13 protein-coding genes and 1 pseudogene are annotated in these 26,275 nt (G+C 43.6%); 3 read left to right on the top strand and 11 right to left on the bottom strand.

What is annotated here, in order from left to right:
- Positions 1–2,401: NHLP bacteriocin export ABC transporter permease/ATPase subunit (locus G4P69_RS29530; protein ID WP_208353042.1), on the top strand; the 2,401-nt coding region annotated here is incomplete at its 5' end.
- A gap of 218 nt (positions 2,402–2,619) precedes the next feature.
- Entirely contained in the window at positions 2,620–3,408 is a 789-nt protein-coding gene (locus G4P69_RS29525; RefSeq protein ID WP_208339022.1) for a hypothetical protein, read from the top strand.
- Between the two features lie 703 nt (positions 3,409–4,111).
- Here the strand turns inward: G4P69_RS29525 and G4P69_RS29520 are convergent.
- The 11 genes from G4P69_RS29520 to psbH all read right to left on the bottom strand — a co-directional run bounded on the left by G4P69_RS29520 (position 4,112) and on the right by psbH (position 25,472).
- On the bottom strand, positions 4,112–8,848 hold the full coding sequence (locus G4P69_RS29520; RefSeq protein ID WP_208353039.1) for a type I polyketide synthase: 4,737 nt from the start codon (positions 8,846–8,848) through the stop codon (positions 4,112–4,114).
- Between the two features lie 6 nt (positions 8,849–8,854).
- On the bottom strand, positions 8,855–10,114 hold the full coding sequence (locus G4P69_RS29515) for a cytochrome P450 (RefSeq protein ID WP_208339020.1): 1,260 nt from the start codon (positions 10,112–10,114) through the stop codon (positions 8,855–8,857).
- Between the two features lie 38 nt (positions 10,115–10,152).
- On the bottom strand, positions 10,153–12,225 hold the full coding sequence (locus G4P69_RS29510; RefSeq protein ID WP_208339019.1) for an AMP-binding protein: 2,073 nt from the start codon (positions 12,223–12,225) through the stop codon (positions 10,153–10,155).
- A gap of 36 nt (positions 12,226–12,261) precedes the next feature.
- The gene (locus G4P69_RS29505; RefSeq protein WP_208339018.1) at positions 12,262–15,540 is read right to left on the bottom strand and encodes a type 2 lanthipeptide synthetase LanM family protein; all 3,279 of its coding nucleotides are present in this window, start codon (positions 15,538–15,540) and stop codon (positions 12,262–12,264) included.
- A gap of 434 nt (positions 15,541–15,974) precedes the next feature.
- The gene (locus G4P69_RS29500) at positions 15,975–16,352 is read right to left on the bottom strand and encodes an NHLP leader peptide family RiPP precursor (RefSeq protein WP_208339017.1); all 378 of its coding nucleotides are present in this window, start codon (positions 16,350–16,352) and stop codon (positions 15,975–15,977) included.
- A gap of 374 nt (positions 16,353–16,726) precedes the next feature.
- The gene (locus G4P69_RS29495) at positions 16,727–17,620 is read right to left on the bottom strand and encodes a GNAT family N-acetyltransferase (protein WP_208339016.1); all 894 of its coding nucleotides are present in this window, start codon (positions 17,618–17,620) and stop codon (positions 16,727–16,729) included.
- A 103-nt stretch (positions 17,621–17,723) separates the two neighbouring features.
- Positions 17,724–21,455, bottom strand: a complete 3,732-nt coding sequence (locus G4P69_RS29490; protein WP_208339015.1) for a WD40 repeat domain-containing protein — start codon at positions 21,453–21,455, stop codon at positions 17,724–17,726.
- Positions 21,456–21,929: 474 nt separating this feature from the next.
- A complete protein-coding gene (locus G4P69_RS29485) occupies positions 21,930–23,675 on the bottom strand; it encodes a protein kinase domain-containing protein (protein ID WP_208339014.1) in 1,746 nt (581 codons plus the stop codon).
- A gap of 116 nt (positions 23,676–23,791) precedes the next feature.
- Complete coding sequence (gene pth, locus G4P69_RS29480; RefSeq protein WP_208353036.1) at positions 23,792–24,436, bottom strand: aminoacyl-tRNA hydrolase; 645 nt, start codon at positions 24,434–24,436, stop codon at positions 23,792–23,794.
- Positions 24,437–24,452: 16 nt separating this feature from the next.
- Positions 24,453–24,713, bottom strand: a complete 261-nt coding sequence (locus G4P69_RS29475) for a TatA/E family twin arginine-targeting protein translocase (protein WP_208339012.1) — start codon at positions 24,711–24,713, stop codon at positions 24,453–24,455.
- Between the two features lie 555 nt (positions 24,714–25,268).
- The gene (psbH, locus tag G4P69_RS29470) at positions 25,269–25,472 is read right to left on the bottom strand and encodes a photosystem II reaction center phosphoprotein PsbH (RefSeq protein WP_208339011.1); all 204 of its coding nucleotides are present in this window, start codon (positions 25,470–25,472) and stop codon (positions 25,269–25,271) included.
- A 217-nt stretch (positions 25,473–25,689) separates the two neighbouring features.
- On the opposite strand from psbH, the pseudogene G4P69_RS29465 reads away from it, so the two are divergent.
- Positions 25,690–26,275 (top strand): annotated as a pseudogene (locus G4P69_RS29465) (HEAT repeat domain-containing protein); the annotation flags it as partial.

Genomic DNA, 26,275 nt, shown 5'->3' with positions numbered 1-26,275 from the left:
GAATGTGGATCTGACGCTGGAAGCTATGTCTTTTAGTTTTCTCTCAACTTCTGGCACGAGGTTTGAGGCAGAGGACTTGCTTGAAGTGCAAATCGTCCCTACTGCAGAACTGGAACATACTCAGGCGATACTGATTAATTTAGCTAGGTTACACACTTATTTCTTCTCCTATTTAAATTTATTAATTAAAAAGAAAAAAGAGAATGATTTTCGCCTTTTTCAGGAACGGCAGCAACTAAACCGTCAAGTAACACAGACGGCATTAGGAGAGTTAACTACAGTTTTGCAGCCCAATCAAGCTATTTTTTTTCAAGAAGGAACGCCGCTGCTTGTCGCGGCTGGGGCTGTGGGTCGAGCAATGGGTATGCAGATTCGTCCTCCTGCACAATCAGAAGACTTGAGTCGCATTATCGATCCATTGGATGCGATCGCACGGGCTTCACAATTTCGGACTCGTCGTGTCCTGCTATTAGGAAATTGGTGGCGAAAAGAACATGGTCCTTTATTAGCCTATACTGAGTTAGACAAAAGCCCAGTCGCATTATTGCCAGACAAAGACAATCGTTATATTTTGTTTGACCCAGTACAGCGAACCCGGACACTAGTGACTAAGGCGGTGGCACAGAGGTTATCACCAGAAGCCCAGATGTTCTATCGACCGTTGCCGACCTTAGTTCGCGGTTCCTTAGCTCTCTTCCAGTATGGGATTAGGGGACATGAAAAAGATCTTGTGGGTATGATTCTGCTGGGGATGCTAGGAACAGTACTGGGGATGATCACGCCCCAGGCTACGGCGATTTTAGTGAACGATGCAATTCCTGATAGCGATCGCCTTCAAGTGTTACAAATTGGGCTGGCATTGTTTGCTGCTGCTGTGGGACAAGCCGTGTTTCAGGTGAGCCAGGGAATTCTGACCCTGCGGGTTGAAACGGCTGCTGATGCTGCTTTACAACCAGCCATTTGGGATCGACTGCTCACTCTTAAGCCTGGATTTTTTCGTAAATATTCTTCTGGAGATTTGTTGACTCGTCTGTTGGCGGTCACTCATATTCGTAGCAAACTCAGTGGTGCTACACAGCGTACCCTTTTAAGTAGCGTCTTTTCCCTATTGAACTTAGGGTTGATGTTTGTTTACAGCCTGCAGCTGACGCTAGTGGGAATAGGTTTAACTGTGGTAGCAGTTTTTGTTACAGTAACTTCTAGCATGTTGCTAATCCGCAAAGACCGACAGCAGGAAGCAGTCGATGGTGAAATTAACGGGCTGACCGTCGAACTAATCAACGGAGTCTCAAAGCTCAGGGTTGCAGCCGCAGAAGAGCGAGCATTTGCAGCATGGGCGAAAAAGTATAGCAAGCGAACCAAACTTAAGGCTAGTGTCAAACGAATTCATGACAGTGTTTCTGTGTTTAACGAGGCGCTGCCCTTGGTAAGTTCGGTGTTGCTATTTTGGTTTGCCATAATGTTTATTCAGATGTCTCAGGCTCAAGGAGGCATTGTTGGTCTAAACATGGGTACATTTCTGGCATTTAATGCGGCATTTGGGACTTTTCTTTCTGGTGTAACTGATTTGAGCAATACTTTGACAGACATTTTGGGGATTGTACCTTTGTGGGAAAGAGCCAAGCCGATTGTGCAAGGAACGTCAGAATCTGACTTAACCAAAGCCGATCCAGGTCGTTTAACAGGGAAAATAGCCCTAGAACATATCACCTTCCGCTATCGTGAAGATGGGCCGTTGATCTTAGATGATGTCAGTATCTATGCAGAGCCAGGAGAATTTGTCGCGATTGTTGGTCCTTCAGGTAGCGGGAAATCAACAGTGTTTCGGTTATTACTAGGATTTGAGACTCCATTGAGTGGAACTGTGTATTACGATGGACAAGATGTGGCGGGGCTAGATATCCAGGCTGTACGGCGTCAGTTAGGGGTGGTGCTGCAAAACGGTCGTATTAACTCAGGTTCTATGTTTGATAACCTCACATGCGGGGCATTGGTAACGATGGATGAGGCTTGGCAAGCAGCCCGAATGGCAGGGTTTGCTGAAGATATAGAGCAAATGCCTATGGGAATGCACACTGTTATTAGTGAGGGTGGTACTAATCTTTCTGGCGGGCAAAGGCAGAGGCTTCTCATTGCTCGTTCGATCTTGTTGAAGCCGAAAATTATTCTGATGGATGAGGCAACCAGCGCTCTTGATAACCGCACGCAAGCGATCGTCACAGAAAGCCTAGATAAGTTGAATGCCACCAGAATAGTTATTGCTCACCGCCTTAGTACAATCCGTAATGCAGATCGCATTTATGTGATTGAAGCAGGTCGCTTGGTCGAGGTGGGTTCCTATGCAGAACTGGTCAAAGAAGGAGGGTTATTTGCTCGATTGGTAGCACGACAGTTAGATTGATCAAACTTTAAGTTTTCAAATTTTACAATCCCATGAACCAGTCTGTGTTCAAGAACAGCAGTATTAACATTCACAAAGATAGCTAAATTTTCATGAATGATTGCGGAAAGGTAAAAGCGACACGTGAAGCGTTAGTAGCACTTTGTAATAGTGTGTTCAGAATCGATCCAAAACAGAGATCTTGCTTGTCAACTTGTAGAAAATTTGGAATTTGAATTATGAAAAAGCTTTTCGCATTTATGACAACATTGATTATTGCTTGCTTTGCCATTGTCGGTGTGACAGTAGTAATTGTGAGTTGGGATTCTTGGGGGCAAATGAAAACCTCAATGGCTATAGCTCAAACAACAGTTGCTTGTCCTGCTAATTCAAATGAGAAATGCTTAGATATTGATGTTTACGAAGCCTTGAACATTATGCCTAGAGAAGATAGACCGCTACTGGGTCCTAGTCTTGGAGCTTATTACAGTGGCAGTTCTTCTCCTCCAAATCCATTAGTTATTAAACCAGGAGATTCAGTCACTTTTTTTATTGGCCCTCAATATTTTTTGCCTGCATCCTATCTTGACGGTGGGAGTAAGTATGTACCTCACGTTGGTGCTGGTCCAATGTGGCCACTTCATCAAAATGATCCTCCGATTTTCCCAGAAGCTATTTTCACAAATAACAAGGTGACATTTAACTCTGGCGATCCATCAAATCCACAACAGGTAATTAAAGAATTCGGACATGCGGGAGTTAAGGATGATCCGCCTTCACCTACCTCTGCTCAATACCTGATTGCCAGCGGTCCGATAACCTACAACAAGGTAGGAGAATTTGTGGCTGCAGCACGAGTTCAAATGATTAGACATTTTTATGTTGGTTGTTCTCCTAATGACTGGCAATTCGTGCCTACGAAAGAAGATTTGTGTTCGTCTGGACAAACACGTGGAGTTCATAGTCCATCTTCACAAGATAGACTGATTGATATCACTGTTTCTCGCTTAATCAAAGTAGTTCGGTGACTGCTGTGAACTACAGATTGCAAGTGAACTACCCACACTCCTGCAAGCAGTGAGTGTGGGCTTCTGCCGTTCCATCAACACCGTTTTTAGACGCGGTGGCTAGCTGACGCAGAACTTGCAGAACTTCCTTTGAAGTACTAGCTTTCGCAGTAGAAATAACTACTTTCCCTCTCCAGCTTTTTATAGTTGGGAACAGTCCCAGCCCAATACTGCTCGGTTAAGCTAAAAACTTAAATTTAATGTAGGTTGGGTTGAGGAACGAAACCCAACATTTATCGGCATTTGTTGGGTAACGCTTATGCGCTCTACCCAACCTACAATTTTCCTTAACCGAGCAGTATTGTTATAGGATTACCATTTAATTTTTGAAAAAATTTCAGTATTGCTTGTAGGGTGTTTTAGCTCCGAGAGTACGGCACCGAAACCTTGCAATGGTGGGTTACAGACTTCGTCCTAACCCACCCTACGTATATTTCAAATATCAAATAGGATTGCTATAATTCAAAATTGCAGCTTGCTTCTTAACCTAGAGTTCATGACGCTTCAGTACATCAGGTAACCACAATAAGATTAGCACTAGTAAGCAAACAATAACTAAGCCAACGCTAAATTGTATTGAATCATTCATCTCAGAACTCCCTTAAATAAGGCTGTGAAAAAATAAATGAAAAATTAAACAGAGTATTTGAGGAATGCGTGGGGGTTACACGAACACACCACTCAAGGATAGAACGCTATCTTTAACCGCGCTAATCACGCGCTCAATATCTTCCTCTGTATGGGCAACAGAAAGAAAACAGGTACGACCTTCCCAGATATATACTCCCTTTTCTATAAGATGATAAAACAGCAGTTCAAACTCGATAGGCAAATAGAACTCATTAACGTTACCTGCGTACGTAAAGCGAAAGAAAGAAGCAAAATGTAATACCTTTATGGGTACACCTTCTTGCTGGAAGTAAGCATTGAGAGTTGCTGCTAACTTTTCAGTCTGCTGATTCAACTGTTGCTGTAGTTTACCTCCCTGCATTTTCATATGCTTGAGTACAGCCCTCGCTGCTGCCATTGTGAGAGGATTCTTAGAAAAAGTACCTGCAAAAAATGTCATTGGCACTTCAGGATAAGAATCGTCTCCATACATCCACATTCCGCCATCAATTCTATCCATATAGTAAGCTGAGCCAGCTACTACCCCAATTGGCAACCCGCCGCCAACTACTTTACCATAGACAGCCAAGTCTGCTTTTACATCAAACAAAGCTTGACAACCACCAGGATGAACGCGAAAACCTGTGAGGACTTCATCGAAGATCAGCGTAACTTGCGTTTCTTTGGTGAGTTGTCGCAATTGTTGGAGAAATTGTTTAGGTTGTAAATCGGGACGACGACTCTGTACAGGTTCAACTAAAACCGCAGCTAGCTCGTCAGCATGAGCTTTGATGATCTCTAAAGATTTAGGATCGTCATAGGTAAGAACCAAAATATCATCAGCAATCTTTTGCGGCACCCCCGGAACCAAAGGTACAGCGTACGGCTTGCCATTAACACCTTGGGGCATAACCAAGGTGCCATCAAAGTGACCATGATAAGAGCCTGCAAAGATCGCTATTTTATCGCGACCTGTGGCTGCACGAGCTAGGCGCACTGCTGTCATGACTGCCTCTGTACCGGAATTACAGAAGACGACTCGCTCCATATTGGTCATTTCTGCAATTAACTCTGCTACCTCACCTGCTAGTTGAGATTGCGGACCAATTTGCATCCCTTGCTGGATTTGCTCCTCCAGGGCTGTTGTAATAAAAGGAGCTTTGTGACCGAAAAGATGAACCCCAAACCCCATTGTCAAGTCTACATACTCATTGCCATCGACATCCCACAATTTTGCGCCTTGAGATTTCTCTCCTACAATTGGATAGATCATCTCCTTGATCAGATGCCAAAAACCAATGGCAGATCTTCTGTCAGCTAGAACGGGACGGTAGACTTGTGCTCGTTGTTTCGATTTTTGTGTGCGCTGAATATAGCGTGTGATGAACATTTGCAGATACTTTTGCTGACTAGGGTTTAAACTATCACCGCTATCCTTCCTTAGAGCACGATTAGATTTAAATTCTTTGGTGCTGCCATTTCTATTAGACTGGGTTGCGACGGATGCAGCTGTTGTGGAGCCATTCGACTGTATTAACGGTAGATTATGTAATAAATTTAAATTTTCTCTACTTTCTGGCTTAGTTTCGCCTATGGAAAGGCGACTTACAGATCTCTCCGGCACCATATTATTACGCAACAGTTCTAATTGTTGCGATATTAAATCTAACTGTTGTGCGATAATTTTCTCTAAATAAATGCCACCCTCCTGCTGAGACTGAATCCTGTCTAGCAGCAGTGCGCGATCGCTCTCCTGTGGTTTGCTAGAGGCAATGGAGTCAGTAGACGGAGCCTGCAGTTTAGTATCGGTAGCAAAAGACAAGGAAAAGTCTGCTGATAAATTTTGGTTAATATAAGTAGCCAAACTATCAATGGTAGGCAATTCCTCAAACAACTGAGCTATTGATACTTGAATGGCAAAGGTATCTTGAATTCTACGTACAGCATCAATCAGAACAATCGAGTCGGCACCAAATTCTAGAAAAGTGCTATGAACGCTGACTCGTTCTGGCTCTGTTTGCATCGCACTAGCCATAATAGCTTGTAAGGTTGAAGTGATTGCTGTCTTTGAGTCAATTGTGCACAGTTGTGTGTTTGATTCTTTTATATTCATAGGTTTAGGCAGATTGATCCAATAGCGTTGGCGCTGAAAGGGATAGGTTGGTAAATGTAATTTTTGACCTTGGTAGTTCCGATAAAATTCAGTCCAATCTATCTCTAAGCCTTTGAGGTAGAGATGGCTGAGACTGCTCAAAATTGCTTGCGAATCGTTGTGACCTTTTTTTAAAGAAAACAGCCAAGTACTCGTGTTTTCACTGAAGCAGCGTTTTCCCATCCCGATAAGGATGGGATGGGGACCGATTTCTAAAAAGCAATCGTAGCCTTCCTGAACCAGAGTTTGAATGCCAGCACCAAATTGTACAGGTTCTCTGGTTTGTCGCCGCCAGTATTGGGCATCTAAACACTGTTGCGGTTGTAGTTTTTTCCCTGTGAGCGTGGAAATGAACGGTATCCGAGGTGGACGATATTGTATTCGTTGGGCAATTTCTGTAAATTCGTCAAGAATTGGCTCTATGAGATGAGAGTGAAAAGGCTGTGAAACTTTCAGTAACTGGGCTGTCAACTTGTCTGATTCTAGCTGATGCAGCACATTGCTGATCGCTTGTTCTTCTCCAGAAATGACTGTATTTTCCGACCCATTGATAGCGGCAATGGTAACTTGGCTCTGGTATGGTGCAACCACCTCTGCTACACGCTCATAAGTAGCAAAGACGACTGCCATTTGTCCTTTCTCGGAAAGCTTTTCCATCAAGCGTCCTCGGTGGGCAATGAGTTCCAGTCCTTCTTCCAGGCTAAATGCACCTGCTATACAAGCAGCGGGGTATTCTCCCAAGCTATGACCCATTACTACAGCAGGCATAATCCCCCATGATTGCCATAATTGCGCAAGAGCATATTCCAAGGCAAATAAGGCAGGCTGAAGATAAGCTGGTCTATTTAACAACAGTGCCTGGTGGTCTGATTCCGGATACAGAATCGAAAGGAGCGATTGTTCTAGATGAGGATGCAACAAGCGATCGCATTCCTCTAGCGCTTGGCGAAAAATCGGTTGGGTGTTGTAAAGCTCCCGCCCCATATCCGGGTAATGGCAACCCTGTCCCGTGAACAGAAAAGCGATTTTCGGGGGTTTTTTGCTCTGTATCTGCCCGCTCAATACACCCGACTGCTGAGCAGGAAAAGCCTTTAGCTGCTCGTACAACTGTGCAGTTGATGGAGTAGTGATTGCTAGGCGATGAGCAAAATGAGATCGCCCTGTATTGGCAGTAAAACAAATATCTTCTATATTTTTTTCAGGATTAATAGTAAAGTATTTTTCATAAGATTTAACTAAATCTTGCAGCGCGATTTCACTTCTCGCGGAAAGAGTCAGTAAATGAACAGAGGGTGTTTTTTCGCCCCTGGTCACTTCTCCCTGCTCTAGAGCCTTTTTATGATTATCCTGCTGGCGTGTGCCTTCTAATACCACATGGGCATTTGTGCCACCAAAGCTAAAGGAACTAACCCCCGCTAGGGGCGGGCTTTCCCCTTCCGGCCAAGGTGCGAGGTTTTGCTGGACTCGTAGTGGCAGCTTATCAAAAGGAATGTAAGGATTTGGTTCCTGAAAATGGAGGCTTGGCGGGATCTGGCGATGTTGGAGAGACAGTGCTACTTTTATCAATCCTGCAATCCCTGCGGCTGTTTCGGCATGTCCGATATTCGTCTTCACCGAACCGACGGTGCAATATTGTCCAGGAGGGCGATCCTCTGCAAGTATTTTCCCCAATGCCTTGATTTCGATTGGATCGCCGAGCTTTGTACCTGTCCCATGAGCTTCAATGTATTGCACTTGACCAGGGGAAACACCAGCTTGACGGTAGGCTAACCGCAATACAGCCTCCTGAGCATGGGGATTGGGGGCTGTTAGTCCATTACTGCGCCCATCTTGATTAACGGCACTCCCTCGGATGACCGCATAAATAGGGTCGCGATCGCTTAAGGCTTGAGAGAGAGGTTTCAATATGACAATCCCCGCTCCCTCACTGCGAACATAACCATTAGCTCTACTATCAAAAGCTTTGCAACGACCGTCAGGAGCCATGAATCCCGCTTGAGAAAAGCTCACGGTAATCCACGGGGATAACATCACTCGCACTCCTCCTACGATCGCCATGGTAGATTCTCCACTCCACAGGCTTTGACACGCAAGGTGAACGGCTACAAGAGAAGAAGAGCAAGCTGTATCCACCCCGAAGCTCGGGCCAGTAAGATTTAGTAAGTAAGAGATGCGGTTAGCTGCAATACAATTCGTGTTACCCGTCCCTGCATGAGCGTCAACGTTAGCGGGATTCTCCATCAGCAGGGCATAGTAGTCAAAGCTATTGATGCCCATAAATACCCCTGTTTGCGTTCCTGCCAAACGCTCCGGCATTTGTCCGGCATCTTCTAGGGCTTCCCAAGTCACTTCTAACAACAGCCGTTGCTGGGGATCGAGGCTAACAGCTTCTCGCGGGGAAATTTTGAAAAATTCCGGATCGAAGCGGTCAATATCACGTAAAAATCCCCCCCAACGGGTATTCATTTTGTTCGGCGCGGTAGGATCGGGGTCGTAAAATGAATCTGCATCCCACCGATCACTTGGGACTTCAGTAATAGCATCCACACCATCGCGTAACAACTGCCAGAAAGCTTCCTTATCCTTAGCTCCTGGAAAACGACATCCTATGCCGATAATTGCGATCGCTTCCCTATTCATAAATGCTTATCCTCTTTTGGTAAACGTCACTGGGAGAGCCTGCAAACCCCGTAAAAAAATATTGCCTTGCCATTCTAGTTTGTCTGTCTGGAGTTGGAGGGTGGGTAAGCGTTGAATCAGAGTATTAATAGCAATTTGACCTTGGATGCGTGCCAAACTTGATCCCAAACAATAGTGAATACCATCACCGAAGGCAAGGTGACGGTTGTTGGGACGAGCGAGATCAAGGCGATCAGGCTCTGGAAACTGCGCTGGATCCCGATTGGCTGATCCTAGCAGCAGAAACACGGGCACATCTTTGCGGATTGTTTTGCCACCGATTTCCAGATTTGAAACCGCTGTTCTACCACATATTTGTAAGGGACTTTCGTATCGCAGCAGTTCTTCAACCGCACTTTGAATTAGCGATGGATTTTCTTTCAGGTTTTCGAGCTGATCGGGATGGCGCAGCAAAGATAACATACTATTGCCAATCAAATTTACCGTGGTTTCCTCGCCACTAGCAAATAGCAGCATACAAGTTACCAATAACTCGTCCTCAGTTAGCTTATCTTGCTCGTCTCTGGCTTGGATGAGAGCGCTAATCAGATCTTTCTGGGGATGCTGGCGGCGCTCAGCAATCAGATCAATTAAATAATCGCGAAACGCTAACACCGCTTGATCTATTTCTTCACCCAGGTTTGACGCTTTCATCGGGTCGAAGATATGCGCTAACCAATGGGACCATTGTTTAAGCTGACTGCGGTCTACCTCTGGTATCCCCAGTAACTCAGAAATTGTCTTTACTGGCAAGGGACGGCAAAAATCGGCAATAATATCCATAGTTCCAGCACCCTCAACCCGATCAAGTAGCTCGTTGACGAAATTAACAATGTGCGATCGCATCTCCTCGATGACACGGGCGTTAAATGCTTTGCTCACGAGCCTTCGTAATCTGGTATGGTCGGGCGGATCCCGGAAGAATAAACACTTGCTACTAAGGGAAACCACGGGAGAGGGAGTTGCTTGTTGTCTGGAATAGCGGGAAATCTGGGATTGTGCAGAACTCAGGCGCGGATCGTGCAAGGCTTGAACCACATCAGTATAACGACTAATGATCCATATACCTAAAGGACTGATGTGAACGGGGTCTTCGGTACGAAGGCGAGCATAGATCGGATAAGGATCGGCGAGAAACTCCGGTAGAAAAGGATTAAATTTAAGCTTTGATTTCTCAGGCTTGTCCAAGTTCGTGAGTTTTTGGTTTTGACTCGCAACAGGTTGCATATGAACTTCCTCCTTTAATTAGTGAACTTGATAACTGTTCACTGTTGAAAGCACATTTGTACAGATGAGGATGACTTACTCAGCAATTCAGCGAGATAGCAAGCAAGTTCCTCAATGTTCGGATATTCCCAAAATAGTGTGGGTTCAACTTCGCACCCCAGCCAGTCTATTAATTCGCCCGTAATGGCGATCGCTGCCGAAGAATCCAGACCGTAGTACGCGAAGGCTTCCTGTATGTCTATCTCCTGTGAAGAAATTTTTAACTCCTTTGACAAGCGAAAAACCAGCCAAGATTGGATCTGTTCTGCCATCGTTGACGCAGGTTCAGCAACCGAGAACTGTTGCTCAAGAAATTTTGCTGATGCTTGCAACTCTTGTGAATCTATCTCGATTGAAAGCGGTTCTTGCCATTCGCCTACAACCTCTAATGAATCTTCTAAAAAAGCAGTGCGACATAAATGACGTTGGATCTTGCCACTGGAAGTCTTGAGTATAGTCGCTGTTTTCAGTAGCACAACTGCATGAACTTGTAGCTCATGTTTCTCTGAGATGGCTTGACGGATAGCGCCAACCACGTCGTTAACGTCTAACTGGCGCAGATAATGCCGCTCTACTTCTTGGGCGATCACCAGCCGTTCCACCCCATCGATTTCTACTGCAAAGGCTGCACCACCACCAATACGAAGAGCAGGGTGGCTTTGTTCTACAGTCAGTTCAATATCTTGTGGGTAATAATTGTGCCCCCGGATAATAATTAAATCCTTGAGGCGACCGGTAATAAACAGTTCGCCATCCTGGAAAAATCCCAAGTCCCCAGTACGTAAGAAAGGTCCTGCCTGGGTATCAGCTAGATAAGCTTGAAAAGTTTGTTGGCTTGCTTCAGGCTGATTCCAATATCCTAGTGCAATACTGGAACCAGAAACCCAAATTTCTCCTACCCGACCGGACGAACATTGAGTTAATGTTTCTGGATCGACAATGATAATCTTTTGGTCAAGCCAAGCCTTACCGAGACTGACAAAAGTTTTGCTATTTTCTGACTCACTACAAACCACTTGGTTTTGCGCGATAGCTTTTCTATCGATCTGAGAGATGATGGGCAAAGCCGTTTTCAAACCACCAGAAACAATGAGAGTTGCTTCCGCCATTCCATAACAGGGATAAAAAGCTTTGCGCCGAAAACCGTAGGGAGCAAAGGCTTCGGCAAATCGTTCCAGAGTTTCTGCTCGAATTGGTTCAGCACCATTGAAAGCGACCTCCCAACTACTTAAGTCCAGATTTACACATTGTTCTGGCGTTATTTTGTTAATACACAATTCGTAAGCAAAATTGGGACCACCGCTGGTAGTCGCTTTGAGTTGAGAGATTACTTCCAGCCAGCGAATTGGCTTTTGTAAAAATGCTAAGGGAGACATGAGAGTGACGGGGAATCCTACGTAAACGGGTTGCAATATTCCGCCAATCAGTCCCATATCATGGTAGGGAGGCAACCAGACGACCCCTTGGCTATCAGGAGTATGCTCGAAGCATCGATAGATTTGCTCGGAATTGTGAAGCAAATTGCCATGAGTCACCATAACTCCTTTCGGCATGGAAGTAGAGCCAGAGGTATACTGGAGAAATGCTAAGGTGTCGTTAGTTATAGCGGGTTTTTGCCATTCCTGTTCGAATTCAGACGGAATTGTATCTGTATCCAACCAGAAAAGTGCTTTTAGTTCTTGATTGGCGGAAAATCGTCGTTCTAGTTCAGCGAAATTTGAAGTAGTGGTTAATACAAATTTAGTTTGACAATTAGTGATAATACTGAGCAAACGATCTAAAGAGTGATCGCGTCGAGGTGGATATGCGGGAACAGCTACAACTCCAGCATACAAACACCCAAAAAAAGCACTAACGAACTCTAGCCCAGGAGAATAGAGTAGTAAGGCTCTTTTGCCCTCCATACCCAAGGATTGTAGTTGAGCGGCGATCGCCCTTGCTCGACGATCTAAGCTTTGATAAGTTAAACAATCAGTTGCTATTTCCCCGTCTTGCATAAAGACGAAAGCTAATCGGTCCGGTTCGTTAAAAGCTCTAGAGCCTAGAATATCAATAAAGCTTAAGGTTTCCATGCTAGTATAAGTTTTAGTTAATAAAATCTCCCCAGTTCATTCCCACAACAATGCTGAGGGCAATAAGTCTGGTTCCGCTAAGCGCAACAGTTCGTAACCGATGCCAGCGACTCCTCGAAAGAATCCTGGATGGTAAACTCCTTGCGTAACCCCGTGGAATAAATGAAAACCGCCCGTTTGTTTGGCTCTATCTACCACCCAAGCAATGTGCTGAGGCACTGTTTCGAGTAAATCTGGTCGGGAAAGTCGTTGAGATGCCTCCAGCAACACGTCAACGCGACCAAAATTCCCGCAACAGAGATGATCGACTCCCTGCCAAGGAAATTTCAGGGTCGCCTGTAGGGCAATGTCGATGTCTCGCCGAATTTCGGGAGTATCAAGGTATTTCAAGCTTCCTAAACGAGCTAGACCAATTCCCGATGCTCCGTGACACCAACTGGTCATAAAGGTGGGTTGTTTGTCCTTCAGGACGAAGGGTCGAAAATCCGGCCAATTTTTCGCCTCTTGTGAAAAGACGCTGGTTTCGTAGGCGATCGCTTCTTTGGCAGCTTCTAAATAAGCTAGATCAGAAGTGACGCCGTACAATCGCAGCAAAGCATAGGAAATACCTGCTGCCCCATGGGAAAATCCTGTTAGTGGTTTTTCTAATCCCATCGCTTTCCATGTTTTATAACCCGTTTCGCTTATAGAGCGACGAGCGAGCAAATGCTGACCGCAGGTAACCGCCATTTCTAGCGTAGAGGAATCCCCCGTTGCTTGGTACAACGCTAATAATCCCAGCAGCGCCCCTGCGGTTCCTGTACTAATATCTAAGTCGCGATCGCCAATAATATCAGTGGGAGTTAGTAAGAAGGCGAGTTGTCTAGCATCTTTTAAGAGTGCTGGCTCATCTAAAAATTGACTGACCTTGACCAGCGCGTAAAGTATTGAGCCAAAACCACCCGTAGCTCCCAGATCGACGGACATTTTCAGTAGTTGGTAAGCTTTAAAATTGTTCAAGATTCTGCGGAGCAACTTGAGAGCAGACAAAGCCAAGTCACGGTAACCGGCTCCTCCCGTAACCCTTTCTAGCGCAGCCAAGAATAAAGCAATCCCGCACCCGCCTTCTAGGCCGAAGTCTATCAATTGTAATTGTAGTCGTCCCGTTTTTGGCATATACTCTAAGCCAGTCCAACGGGTCATGCCATCAGCCGTGTAAATTGCCTTTTCCTTAAGATCGGCAGCGATTAAAAGTGCCTGTTGCAACATCGCCTCTCGGCTTAAAGGAGTAAAGTCACCAAGCTTAGGAAGCTTATTCTCAGACATAGAGGAATTGTCTAGGTCGGTGGCGACTAGCGCATACAGAGAACCCCTGATAATAGAAGTTTGCTGTGCCAAGTCTTCAGAGCTAAGTCGCTGTAGGCGAGCAATAACCGAGTCGTAGCTAGGTTCTCGTAACGCTCCGGCAATGGTTTCCTCTGAAGAAATTATCAGTGCATTGCTGTCTGAATAGGCACTCAAGTACGGCATATCTAATTGCGCCAATGCCTCCTCTTCTCGTCTGAGCAGTTGCCAGCAGTAAGGTTTTTCGTCACAGACGAGAAACGCTCTGCTAAGTATATCCAATTCGATACTGAAGTCTGCACCATTTTGAAGAAACTGGGGAGCGAGGGCATTTTTTAGTACAACTCCATAGAGCCTAGTGTTACGAAACAGAAGGCGCACTTTCTGACGAGCTAGAGAAGCTAAGGGCCCATCAGGTGCTAGGATGGCTGCTTGGCGATCAAGCAGGAACTGATACATCTGGCGAAAGCCATCGACGATTTCCTCTGTATAGCCATTCGGCAAGCAGATAACACCGTCAAGGGTGGGTAAATTAGCTTGGTGCGCTAACTTGCCGTACTGCTGGCCTAACGCCATGTGGTCAGTGTTAACATTATGCCAGGTTAGGATTTGATAAGGCATTTGCTGTTCGCCAACTCCCCCTAATCCGCTGACATCAAAGAGGGTGTGCCCATCGGGACTCAATTCCCAGTTTGGCAATAAACCCGTACTGAGTACGGAATTATCAAGTACCTGATTGACTAAGGTTTGTAACTCTCCATAATCACCCTGATCTTCCAGTTCTCTAATTTCTGCTTGTAGCAGGGTTTCTAAATCGATCAGGACGGGATGCTCACCGCTAGCAATCAGGTTTTCATAGTGGCAATCTTTGCCTTTTAATGCATAAAGCAGGCACAGCAAAGCTCCTGCTCTCTGATAGTATCGCTTGATGGCTAAATCGTTCTCACAGGGTAATTGCGCCACATACTCAACCCAGCCATAACTAGAGCAGTCAATTACTGTAAGCACCTTGAAAGGCAGAGCTGTTCCTTGCTCGTTGAACCAAGAAAGTAGTTGAAAATAAGCCTTCTCCAATCCTAACGTTCTGGGTTTATAAACGAGCTTTAGACCACAGCTGAATTCGATAATAATCACACAACGCCCACGATTATGAGCATCAGCAATATTCAGATCTAGTTTTACTATTTGTCCCAATTCACCTTCAACCTGAAAAGTTTGTTGAATTTCCCACCAATCTTTTGCCAAGCGCTGAAGAAACTCGCTAATCGCCTCAACCCACAAATTGGTAACTGTTGCCAATAGCCGCGCCAATACACTGTATTTCTGGAAAAAGGACAATAGATTATCGCTCAGTAGGTGTTCAATAAACTGCTGGTACAGTTCTCTAGCAGGACTACCACCCGACTGCACCACTGAGGAAACGAGACTGGAGCGTCTAAAGTTACGAAAAGTGACAAATTCTGCTTGCAGAGTTTGTCCACCTATGCTAGCAAGTTTTTGTACAAGGTCGCGTTCTAGAACTACTTGAACTTGTTGCTCTAGTAACTGATATTTGCCCTTTGCTTGAGCAATGAGTTGCTTTCTAGCAACCTCAACAAATGGGATAAAAACAGTTTCAAAAGGTGTTGGCTCTTCAGGATCGATAAAGCGATACTGGTTCAAATTGCTTTTCTCAACGATTTCTACTGAACCCATACTCCCCATTATAGCTGCAAGGGTTTCCGCCCAAGCTGGCTGAGGTGCATCTTTAACCCAGCTTGGTGTGTCGAGAACACGACGGACTGTGTTTACATCTAGACCATCCCAAGCGAGACGCTTCTCAAATTTTTGGGCATTTCCTTTAGCTGCAACCCGACACCAGCGCTCAAGTCGGGAGTTAACACTTGAGTTATTTATAAGATCTTCATTAATCAATACATTAGATTTTAGGCGTTCGGCTATGATACTCGCCTTCCCGACTATTTGAGCTAAATCTTTCTGATATAATTTCATTTTTAAGTAGATATAAAAAATAAATTATCTGGTTATGAGAGGGAAATTTAAACTCTTAAAATTGGTGGTATATAGCGGTTTTAGTTCTGTTGAAAAATGCTTCAACATTATCCATTAAATTGAAGTTGCTTCTGCTTTGGTCACAGTGAAATCTCCTTTTGAGGTGAGATGATTAGGCTAAAAATTGGAAAAAGCGAGAGAGCCAGCTTCATAGATTAGACTCTCTCTAACCGCTAGTAGTCAGGCAAGTTAACTTTGCCAAATGGGAACCGACGCAGAAAGCTCTAGAGGCGGTGAGCCAGTCGCTCAGAAGGGTCTCCCCAAGTAAAAGAACTGGCAAACCTTTTAGGGCGACGCTTACACTCAACAAAGTTACTCCTGTTGACCACTAGCACCGCCATTGGCCGGTGGTTAGATATCAAAAAGGAAAGGTATTAGCATCCTTTGGATATACACCCTGAGACTCCTGAGATAACAGTATTGACTATCGACCCTTTGATACTTCCACCCGCAACAGCTTCTAGTTCCTGATCAGAAAGTTCTCCTTCAGCGCTGACAGAGGGCTTCATCGGAAGGGATAAATAATAGGTCGTTGGGGTTTCTTCAAGTACTTTAACTTCAACCCCGTCAGGAATTTGAGTATTTAATTCCCGTGCAATTACTGCTTTAGGATTGCTGAGTACTTCTTGCTTGAAATTTTCATCTACCCAAGCTTTGGAAATTATTAGCGACTCAATCGCCAGTCGAGCTTGGAGTTGCTCGTCGAGGAATTGTTGTTCGCTATTAGATGGATTTACTCCTGTTTGAGTCATAATTTTTATCTCCTGTGGTTGTGAGTTGAGTGATACCAGCTAAGATTTATTAAATCTCTTACAACGCTGGTGTTTTTCTTCTTCAAATTTAATTCGGAAAATGATGAAATGCCATATAGGAAAGTTCATAAAAGTTCAGAAGTTTCTTGGTAAAAATTCAGGTTATTTTCTAGTTCCTTAATTGCAAACTTGAATTTTTACTATTTGGAAGCATCCTAATAGTCAGCCAGCGATTTAAATCGCTGGCTGATAGCTAAGTAGACGATCGGGTTTTAGACCCTTGTTCCTTTCAGTCACGGGCACCAGATCTGGAGCCAGTATTCCCTTCTGCCTTCTGCCCTCTGCCTTTCTTGATACATAGTAAAGGAAGAACTTTAAATGTCCGAAGAAGCATTCAAAATTTTAAATGATCCGTTAGTTTGCTCGATAGAAGTTAAATAGTCTTTCTCATATTCTTCAAAGCGTACCATGTTTGAATGCTGCAAAGGTACAGTCCAAATGGCCTTCGGAATTTTTGCGATCGCTTGACGCTTGTGCGCTTTAGCATGGAGAGCAAGTAAGCAGCCGGTTTTCTGGAGATCTTCTCTGACCCAATCGCAAGTATAGCGGATGGTGTCTGGGTAAATCCGATGGGTAATTAGCCATCCTACCACTTGTCCTTGGTAACGCAACCCAAAACTGGTCAGAGGTTCCATACCTTCTTCGTGCGGAAAAGGAACTAACTCGTTTGGAATCCAAGGATTTGTCTCTTGCTGTTTTTCGATGGCGATTCGTTCGTCATTGGTTAATTCGCACCAGGGAAAAATGGCAAATGAGGGCGGTAGATGTTCATATATTTTCAGCCAAGGGGCGTCTAAAGCACGGTTATCGCTCTTACAGATGAGCATTCGTGGTGTTGGCGTTGACCAGTGGCATTTTTGGAGCAGGTGTTCTAGAGCAGACGTTGTCGGCTTACCCGTCATATAGACTATAGAAACATTCGTACAACCTCTTTGAGACAACACTTGCTCTAAACGAGTGAGGAGGGCTCTTCCGATTCCGGCGTTGCGGCGTTCGGGACTGACGTATAAAGATAGCACTTTAGCAGAGTGATGATCTGATTGGATCTCAGCTAGGGCTAACCCAATCGGTTGCCCCAAATCAGCAGCCCCAATTGCTACTGTCAGTCCTTGTGGCTCGAGGACTTGCAGGTGAGAGCGAAACAGAGGAAATGTCATGCTCTCATAAGCTGCGGCTGTCGAACTATCGAGAATTTGCAATGAATACATTAGCCCTTATCTTTTGAAAATTTTTGAATTATAAAAAAGAAATCTTACCCGCCTAAGTAAGTTCGGGAGAAAAATTAAGTGTATATACGCTGACTTACTGAAATTACAAAATGCTCTCCCCTTTCAGTGCACCTAAACCTTTCAAGGTGGCTAGCTCAGCTTCAGTTAAACCTCTAGCTTGATTAAGGCGCATACCTTCATAAGGTCTTTTACTTCTTAAAGTTTCTAAGCATTCACCTTGGTTAACATCCCAAAGCTTTATCGTTCCGTCTTGACTACTGCTAGCTAAAACTTTTCCGTCTGGACTAAAAGCAACTGACCATACCCAATTAGTATACGCCAATAAAGTTTGCCAGCATTTTGTAGTACTGACATCCCACAGCCTCACAGTTTGGTCGCAACTACCACTAGCCAATGTTTTCCCATCAGGACTAAATGCTAAACACTGAACCCAGCTTATGTGTCCCCAAAAAGTTTTCAAGCATTTACCAGTACTAACATCCCAAAGTCTCACACTCTGGTCACAACTAGCGCTAGCTAATGTCTTGCCATCAGGACTAAATACGACACACTGAACCCAACTACTATGTCCCTCAAAAGTCTTCAAGCATTCACCAGTCGAAACATCCCATAATTTCAATGTCTTGTCTTCACTAGCACTAGCTACAGTGAGACCATCAGGACTGAATGCAATCGACCAGAGCCAACCACTGTGTCCTTGACAAATTTTTATACATTTGCCAGTAAGAATATTCCATAACCGTAAGGTACTATCACCACTACAACTAGCTAAAGTTGTTTCATCTGGACTGAAAGCAACTGAGCTGATCCAACGAGTATGTCCTAGCAAAGTTTTGAGACACTTACCCTGCAAAACATCCCATAATTTTAGAGTTTGGTCACTACTTGCACTAGCTAGCATGGTTCCATCTGGACTGAAAGCAACCGAGGAAACCCAACCAGTATGACCTTGCAAGGTGATGGCACTTCCTGCGCTGGAAGTTATCATTTTGAGTTGTTGATTAGTACGAGCATCCCAAAGCTTTACCGTCGAGTCTTCATTCCCACTGGCTAAAATTGTTCCCTTTGGACTAAAAGCAACTGCCCGTATCCCACTAGCATAACCCTGCCAAGTTTTCAGGCACTTACCTTCTGATACGTCCCAGCACCGCACTGCTTGATCTTCACCACCGCTAGCCAGAATTGTTCCATCTGGATTAAAAGCAAGCGACGTTAAGCGACCACTATGTCCGTGGAGAGTTTTCATGCACTTACCCTCTGATACATCCCACAATTTCACGGTGTGGTCGCCACTGCCACTAGCTAGTGTACTGCCATCTGGACTAAATGCCAAGGCTCGTAACCGTTGGTTGTGTCCCTCGAGAACTTTCACTTTAGTACCGTCACGAACATCCCAAAGTTTTACTGTTCCGTCACCACCACCACTAGCTAGTGTTTTCCCGTCAGGACTAAAAGCTACGGTACGAACCCAATGAGTATGACCTGTTAAAGTTTTCAAGCATTCACCTGTTTGGACATCCCAGAGTTTTACCGTCCGATCTTCGCTACCACTAGCAAGCATCATCCCATTTGGAGTAAAGGCAACGGACCAAATGTAACTGGTGTGCCCTGACAAAATCGTTAGACATTCACCGCTTTTAACATCCCAAAACCTCACTGTTGAGTCGCTACCACCACTGCACAAAATAGTCCCATCTGGATTGAAAGCCACAGTACGAACTCGCTCATTGTGTCCTAAGAATGTTTTGAGACACCTACCGTCTTTCACATCCCACAACTTCATCGTCTGGTCACTACTGCCACTACTCAGCGTACAACCATCAGGGCTGAAGGCGACAGATTGTACCCAATCTGTGTGTCCTTTACAAACCAGAAGGAGTTTGCTATCGTCCAATTGCCACAAACGAATTTCACCATTAGCGTCACCTGTTGCCAATATTTGACCATCAGGACTAAATGCTACTGACAAAATCTTTGCCATATACTGAGCAAACACAGACTTATCAAAATCAGCGCCAGTGAAATTTACATTATGTAAATTGACATCTTGTAGATAGGCTTGCCAAATTTTTAATTGAGAAAAATCATAGCCACTTAAGTTTGTTTGCAGTTGGCAAAGAAGATTGAGGATATTTCCAGCAGCATAGCTAGGTTCATCGGGTGATTCTACTTGTAGTTTTGAAATAATTTGTCTAAGTTGAATATCCAAATTAACTTTAGTTTTAAAAACAGTAATCAGCCTGTCTATAAGAGGTTGAATGATAAAGGTAATTTGAGTTTTTCTAATATATTCTTTAGCCTGAGCTTTCAGCAAAGCATAGTTGTTAAGCAAATTCAGTTCGCCTGTCTCTATTTCTTGACAAACCCGCTCAATTAAGAGATTGGTTATATATTCCATTAGCAATGGCTGTAATAAGAACCGGTTTGCTTTTTGTTCAATTAATGAGTGCTGGATTAAAGATTTCAAAGTTTCTAGTAATGTTTGTCCTGAAACATTGGGATAAATATCCGATTGTAATTCAGCAAGGGAGACTGGTTCACGATTAATTGCCAGCCAGTACAAAATTGTGTTTCCTAAATCTGGTAATCGGCTAATCTGCTGCTCTAAAAGAGCGCGAATTTCATGAAAAACTAAAGTCTTATATTTAAGAAATTCTGCTATACTACCCTCGAATAATTCTTGAATTGCAGCGGCTACTATATTTAATGCTAGTGGATTGCCTGAATATTGTTCTATAAGGACTCTACATTCATCCTCTGACTTCCAGTAGCAACCCTTTAGTTGAAGCAGTGTCTGTCCGGCTGATGCGCTTAAACCTCGTAATTTGAGGCAACGAACTGGTAGGGTATCACCTTGCATTACGGCAATTTCTTTGGGTTTTTGTCGACTGGTTAATATTAAGCAGCTATTATGGCGACATCCTCCCAAACGCTTAAAGAAGTCGCCATAATCCTCATAATTTTGTTTGTATTTTCCAGCACATTCTCCATCCTGCAGAATTGTCTCAGCATTATCCAGGACTAATAAACATCGGTACTTTCGTAAACAATCAATCAGGTATGAAATTTTATCATCTATGGTTGCTGGTAAGTCGTTTTCCTCAGTATTGGCAATGAATTGGAGTAAACTGGTAAGAATCTCTTGAAGAGATGGGGCATTATGCAGCGATCGCCAAATGACATAATCAAATCGCCCTTGAATTCGTTCAGCTAACTTGACAGAGAGATGAGTTTTGCCAATTCCCCCCATGCCCACAATTCCCACTAGGCGGCAGCGTTCTGTTATAATCCATTCCTCCAGTTGAGTGAGTTCATTCCTACGCCCACAGAATATTGAAACATCAGGAGCCTCACCCCAGTTTTGATGTTTATGGCTGTCACAAATTTGCGCATGGTGAATGATTTCTACACCATCATTTGTGTCTGTGAGAACTGAAGGATTTACCAGATCCGATGAAGATGATCTGGAGCGATCAGATCCATAAAGTACTTTTGTGTCTTCAGAGCCTGTTACGATATCTGTTTGTAAGGATATTTGAGAAGCTAGATTAGCATGGCGTTCTATAGCTGACCGAAAATTGTTTTTTCTAATCTTTTCCCCAAATACTTCTGATAGCATTTGCCATAACTTTGGTCCAGCATCTTGCTTGAGGTAATTTCCCGAGTAACCATTTTGCTGTGCAATTTCTTCATAGCTTAGATGACACGTAGACCAAGCTGCTTGAATTAGAACTATTTGAAGGTCATTTAAATGTTTGCCCATCTTAGCAAACACAGAAGCATCAGTAAATCTTATAACTTCTTGAAAATCCATAGAAATTACGCATTGATAAAAAGAGCTAACCATAGTTTTGTATCGAGGAATTAATACCAATTCAAAAAATGATTGATACAAATGTAGGTTGGGTTGAGGAACGTAGACGCCTATGGCGACTTCCGGCGGGGTAACCCAACACCTCAAAGTCTTGTCCTTTTAGTGATTTAGGATGTTATGTTACATTAAGCAAAAACTTAATGATGGGAAAATTTGGATTATTAAATTTGTGATACCTTTACTAAATACTATACAATTAGACTTGATGAGATAGTGGCAGAAAAAGTGATAACTTCAGACACAAAAAAAGTTATATAATTATCCAATTTCAGTTATGAAAAAAATCATTGCCAATAGATCTTTTGAGCAATGATTGAGTCTTTATCTTAACTATCCTCAATATATTTCAATACCCTTGAATTAAGGTTAGTGCTAGGCTGGGTTGATTTAACTATTTTTAACAAAAGAATAAGCCTAAAAAATTTGAAAAAGGAATGTTACCAAAGTCTCACTACCTAAACCTATGAGATCGCCTGAGCTTAAGCGATATCGAATTCCTGGAGAGAGGCGCGAAGTGTTCAGGAAAGTTCCATTAGCACTCTTCAAGTCTTCAATATAGAAACCATCTGTTTCAACGTAGATATTGGCATGAATTCGTGAGACTATTTTTGAATAGTCAAATGATGAAACATCAATATCTGGAGTAAAGCGGTTATTTGGTTTGCCAATGTGAATAACGGAAAGATGTTTTGGCAATTCAATCTGCTTACCTGTTTGGACGTAAGTTAGGCGCCCGGTTGCCCGGTACAACTCAGTGATGTCATCTATTGCTGATTGTGAAGCGTTCTGTTCTTGAAAAAAAGGGACTTGTGTCGGTTCTGAAAGTGAGGTTTTGACCCGGTTTTTAAATTCTTGGGCACGCTGAGCATTAGGAATTTCTGCTGCCAATGTTTCAATTAGTTGCTCAGGTGTAATTTCTGGGTTTTTGGCTAGGATCTCGTCAAAAAGAATATTAGCAAATGGTCCAGCGCTACGAACTAATTGCTGCCGACAATGTTCTAGAAACTCTGGAGTGAGAGGAACACAAGGTACAAAGGTTTTCGGCGAAGGTTTTGAAGTTCTGATCTCTGGCTCAGCAGATGGACTGTTAATTGATTCTTCATAGGAAGCTTGAGGCTGATGTGTCTCTGCTGTCAAATAAGATTCAGTTGTTGTTTTAGCGCTTGTTCTAAAATTTTTTGCCTGCTGCTCTAGTATTTTAAAGTCGTCTGACTCTAGAATCTCAGCAACTTGGCGATCTTTATCGGCTTGATCAATACTAATATGTAATTTTTTCAGCGGCTGGTTTACGTCAGTTTCGCTAGGTAAAATAAGTGGCTGGAGATCACAGAGAATTTCTTTCGCTGACTGGTAACGCTGTTTAGGTTTTTCTGCAAGCATTTTGTTCAATATCTGAGCTAGAGAGTCACTGATATTGACGTATGATTGCCATTGCCACTCTAAAGACTGATCCATTAACAAGTCTGGCATTTTACCAGTTAACAAAACAATGGCGCAAACACCTAGTGCATAGAGGTCACTAGAAGGATATGATTGCCCCATACGAATCTGCTCTGGCGAGGCATAGCCTATTCTTCCCAAAACTGTTCCGAGAGCATGTTGTGCTGAATCTTTATAATCAACATACCAAATCCGGGATACTTTCTCCTTAACCAATCCAAAATCGATCAGTACAGGTTTGGATTGAGAGTTAGAAAACATAACATTATCTAACGAAATATCCCGATGAAGGATTTTAATCTCATGTAGATATTCCAAAACAGGTAGGAGATCGCCTAACCACTGGATCACTTCAGCTTCAGAAAAGGACGGGTGTCCCTGAGAAAGGCGCTCCAGCAAAAGTTGAGAGTAAGTTTTCCCATCAATATACTCTTGTACTATAAACACCCGTCCTTGATCGGTGAACCAAGCTAAAAATTTAGGAATTTGGGGATGATTAATTTGGTATAATACCCTGGCTTCTCGCTCAAATAGCTCCTGGGATTTTTCCAGTTGTTGTTGTGCTCGATTGGTAGGTACAAACTCTTTGAGGACACAATTATCTCCGAAACGCTGAGTGTCAGCTGCTAGGTAGGTTCGCCCGAAGCCTCCTTGTCCAAGAACTTCCTGAACTTGATAGCGATAGTTAATTAAAGTTCCCGGGTCAATCTCTGCTAGCATTGCTGATTACTCTCGAGTCACGAAAGATAGAGAAGAATTTAGTCTGCTTACATCTTGCCTGCATAAGCATATAGTAGACTACAACTCCTAGTTCTCATATTCCGTAGGTGAAAAAGTTAAGACTCAGGAATTTCCAGGGTGCGGCTGTTACAAATATTCATAGCTTTTTCCACTCCCTGTTTAATAGATAATTCTATACACTCAGCCACAAACTGCAGTACAAGAGACATTAGCTGACTTTCAGTAGCAGAAAATCTTCCTAAAACATAAGAGACTGTACTCCCGGACTCATCCCTAGCAGCTGAACCTTTTGGTCTACCAATACCAATTCGCAGACGAGGGAAATCTTGGGAACCAAGGTGTGTGATCGCGCTTTTCATACCATTGTGTCCCCCAGCAGAACCAGACATCCGCAGGCGAGTTTTACCCAACGGTAGATCCATGTCATCATAAATCACCAGCACCGATTCAGGCGGTAACTTATACCAACTCGTGACAGCTTGTATTGCTTGTCCTGAGAGATTCATATAAGTAAGCGGCTTCAGCAAACGAATTTTTGCTCCGCCACTCGTTATTCCCTCACCGTATTCCCCGTGAAACTTACGACTTTCCGCTAGGGGAATTTTCCACTGCCGTGATATAGAGTCTACAGCAGCAAAGCCAATATTGTGGCGTGTCTGATCGTATTTAGGCTCTGGGTTCCCCAACCCGACAATTAGCTGGGGAATTATCAAAGCTTTCTTGGCAACAGTTTCCGTCACTTGATTATCGTTTCTCTTAAGAATTAACCGTATCAGTGTTTGGCTTGACAGCCTCAATTTGCTTAGGTTCTAGTTCAGCACTGGTTTTCACAGCTTCTTCCAACTGAGCTGCTTCTTTTTGAAATTCGTTTTGAAAATCCTTAGACGCTTCTTGAAAACCACGAATCGCCTTCCCCATACTACGACCAATCTCTGGCAGCTTTTTGGGGCCAAAGATTAATAGTGCCACTATCATAATGACAGCCATTTCTGGTAAACCGATACCAAATATATTCATTTTTTTCCTCCTATTAAGATCAAAAACTACTATTCCACTATATATGTAGTACAATAAGACAAAAGAAAGAACCCTTATTTTACAAGGTTTTGACCTACTTTAAATAGTAGCTTCATTTGAGCCCTCACCCCCAGCTCCTCTCCCAAAGTTGGGAGAGGGGAGAAATGGTTTTAGTTCTAGTTCCCCTTCTCCCATGCTTGGGAGAAGGGGTTAGGGGATGAGGGCTTACAAGTGAACGGTACATTTAGTGATTAAGGGGTTGGTTGTTACCATTTGAGCCCTCACCCCCAGCCCCTCTCCCAAAGTTGGGAGAGGGGAGAAATGGTTTTAGTTCTAGTTCCCCTTCTCCCAAGCATGGGAGAAGGGGTTAGGGGATGAGGGCTTACAAGTGAACGGTACATTTAGAATGCTCCCGCTCAAAAACCAAATGAAGTACAAGCACGCTTCAACCAACAAAAAAACCCGGTAAAGCCGGGTATAAAACAGCGCTACATAAAAGCCGGACAAAATAACACAACCTTTATCCGAGCTTAAAATGTAGCCACATTGGTTTCCTTAACCGCCTAGATGACGCCAATCTACAGGTACACCTTCAACCAACAGCGATCTATTGTACAGTTGCAGAATAATCAGCAAAAACACGAAAAACAATGTCATAAAAAAAGCCATGAGAGGGGTAGTACCCCAACCTGGTGCTACTTTACCATACTCAGCATTTAAGGGTCTGAGTACATCTCCTAATCTCGTTCTTTGTGCCATATTTCACCTAAGATTTACTGCCAAAGCATTTTCTTATCTTTTCTAGAATTCTATCAAAGATAGTGCAGGAGATTGAAAACCGCTAATTTAAAACCAAAATCTCAGTGGCTATCTTCCATAAAAGTGTTAATAAGCATATTTACCTTATTGGCTGAAGATTCTTGGATAAAGGCAAACACATTGCTACACTGAAAACTATCCTACGATATCTCTGGGTATGCTTTCACGCCAATGGAGACAACAACTCGTCGCCGCGTTGCCTCAACAGTATGCGTTGTATCCTCAAAGCATGTCCTTTTCTTACTATGGAAGAAATAAGCTTTCGCCTTTTTTCCTTTTCCTTTGTACATTACTATTAATTCTTTTTTTCTCCCTCTCTGGGGTGAATGCGAAAGAAGACTCTAAGCCAAAACCTCAACCCTGGCAGCTTGAGGGTATAGCAGCAGCCCTTGGTGATGGTCATTCTAGGGTAAAGGAATATGCTTTCAAGCAATTAGCAGAATATGATTTGCAAAATTTGAAAGCCTTGGGGAAGAAACTAGAGGATATTGCTCAAAAGTCTGCTAAAGTCCTCAAGGATGACAAGGCTGATGCCAACCTTCGCGGCTATGCGGCTTCTGCATTAAGCAACTTCGGCACAGCAGGGGCAAAATACATTCCTGATATCCTCACTATTCTCAAGGATGACAAGGCTGATGCCAACCTTCGCGGCTATGCGGCTTCTGCATTAAGCAACTTCGGCACAGCAGGGGCAAAATACATTCCTGATATCCTCACTATTCTCAAGGATGACAAGGCTGATG

The organism is Aetokthonos hydrillicola CCALA 1050 (assembly GCF_017591665.1).
In the GTDB taxonomy this organism is placed as follows: domain Bacteria; phylum Cyanobacteriota; class Cyanobacteriia; order Cyanobacteriales; family Nostocaceae; genus Aetokthonos; species Aetokthonos hydrillicola.
The sequence above is the reverse complement of the archived record's forward strand: the minus strand, read 5'-3'. Positions and strand labels throughout refer to the sequence as shown.

What these genes read in the sequence shown, in the direction of transcription:
- G4P69_RS29485 (WP_208339014.1), bottom strand. Translation starts at nt 23,675, where the DNA reads ATGCTAGCAGAGATTGACCCGGGAACTTTAATTAACTATCGCTATCAA.
- psbH (WP_208339011.1), bottom strand. Translation starts at nt 25,472, where the DNA reads ATGGCACAAAGAACGAGATTAGGAGATGTACTCAGACCCTTAAATGCT.
- G4P69_RS29475 (WP_208339012.1), bottom strand. Translation starts at nt 24,713, where the DNA reads ATGAATATATTTGGTATCGGTTTACCAGAAATGGCTGTCATTATGATA.
- G4P69_RS29500 (WP_208339017.1), bottom strand. Translation starts at nt 16,352, where the DNA reads ATGACTCAAACAGGAGTAAATCCATCTAATAGCGAACAACAATTCCTC.
- G4P69_RS29525 (WP_208339022.1), top strand. Translation starts at nt 2,620, where the DNA reads ATGAAAAAGCTTTTCGCATTTATGACAACATTGATTATTGCTTGCTTT.
- G4P69_RS29520 (WP_208353039.1), bottom strand. Translation starts at nt 8,848, where the DNA reads ATGAATAGGGAAGCGATCGCAATTATCGGCATAGGATGTCGTTTTCCA.
- G4P69_RS29495 (WP_208339016.1), bottom strand. Translation starts at nt 17,620, where the DNA reads ATGTATTCATTGCAAATTCTCGATAGTTCGACAGCCGCAGCTTATGAG.
- G4P69_RS29505 (WP_208339018.1), bottom strand. Translation starts at nt 15,540, where the DNA reads ATGAAATTATATCAGAAAGATTTAGCTCAAATAGTCGGGAAGGCGAGT.
- G4P69_RS29510 (WP_208339019.1), bottom strand. Translation starts at nt 12,225, where the DNA reads ATGGAAACCTTAAGCTTTATTGATATTCTAGGCTCTAGAGCTTTTAAC.
- G4P69_RS29490 (WP_208339015.1), bottom strand. Translation starts at nt 21,455, where the DNA reads ATGGATTTTCAAGAAGTTATAAGATTTACTGATGCTTCTGTGTTTGCT.
- G4P69_RS29515 (WP_208339020.1), bottom strand. Translation starts at nt 10,114, where the DNA reads ATGCAACCTGTTGCGAGTCAAAACCAAAAACTCACGAACTTGGACAAG.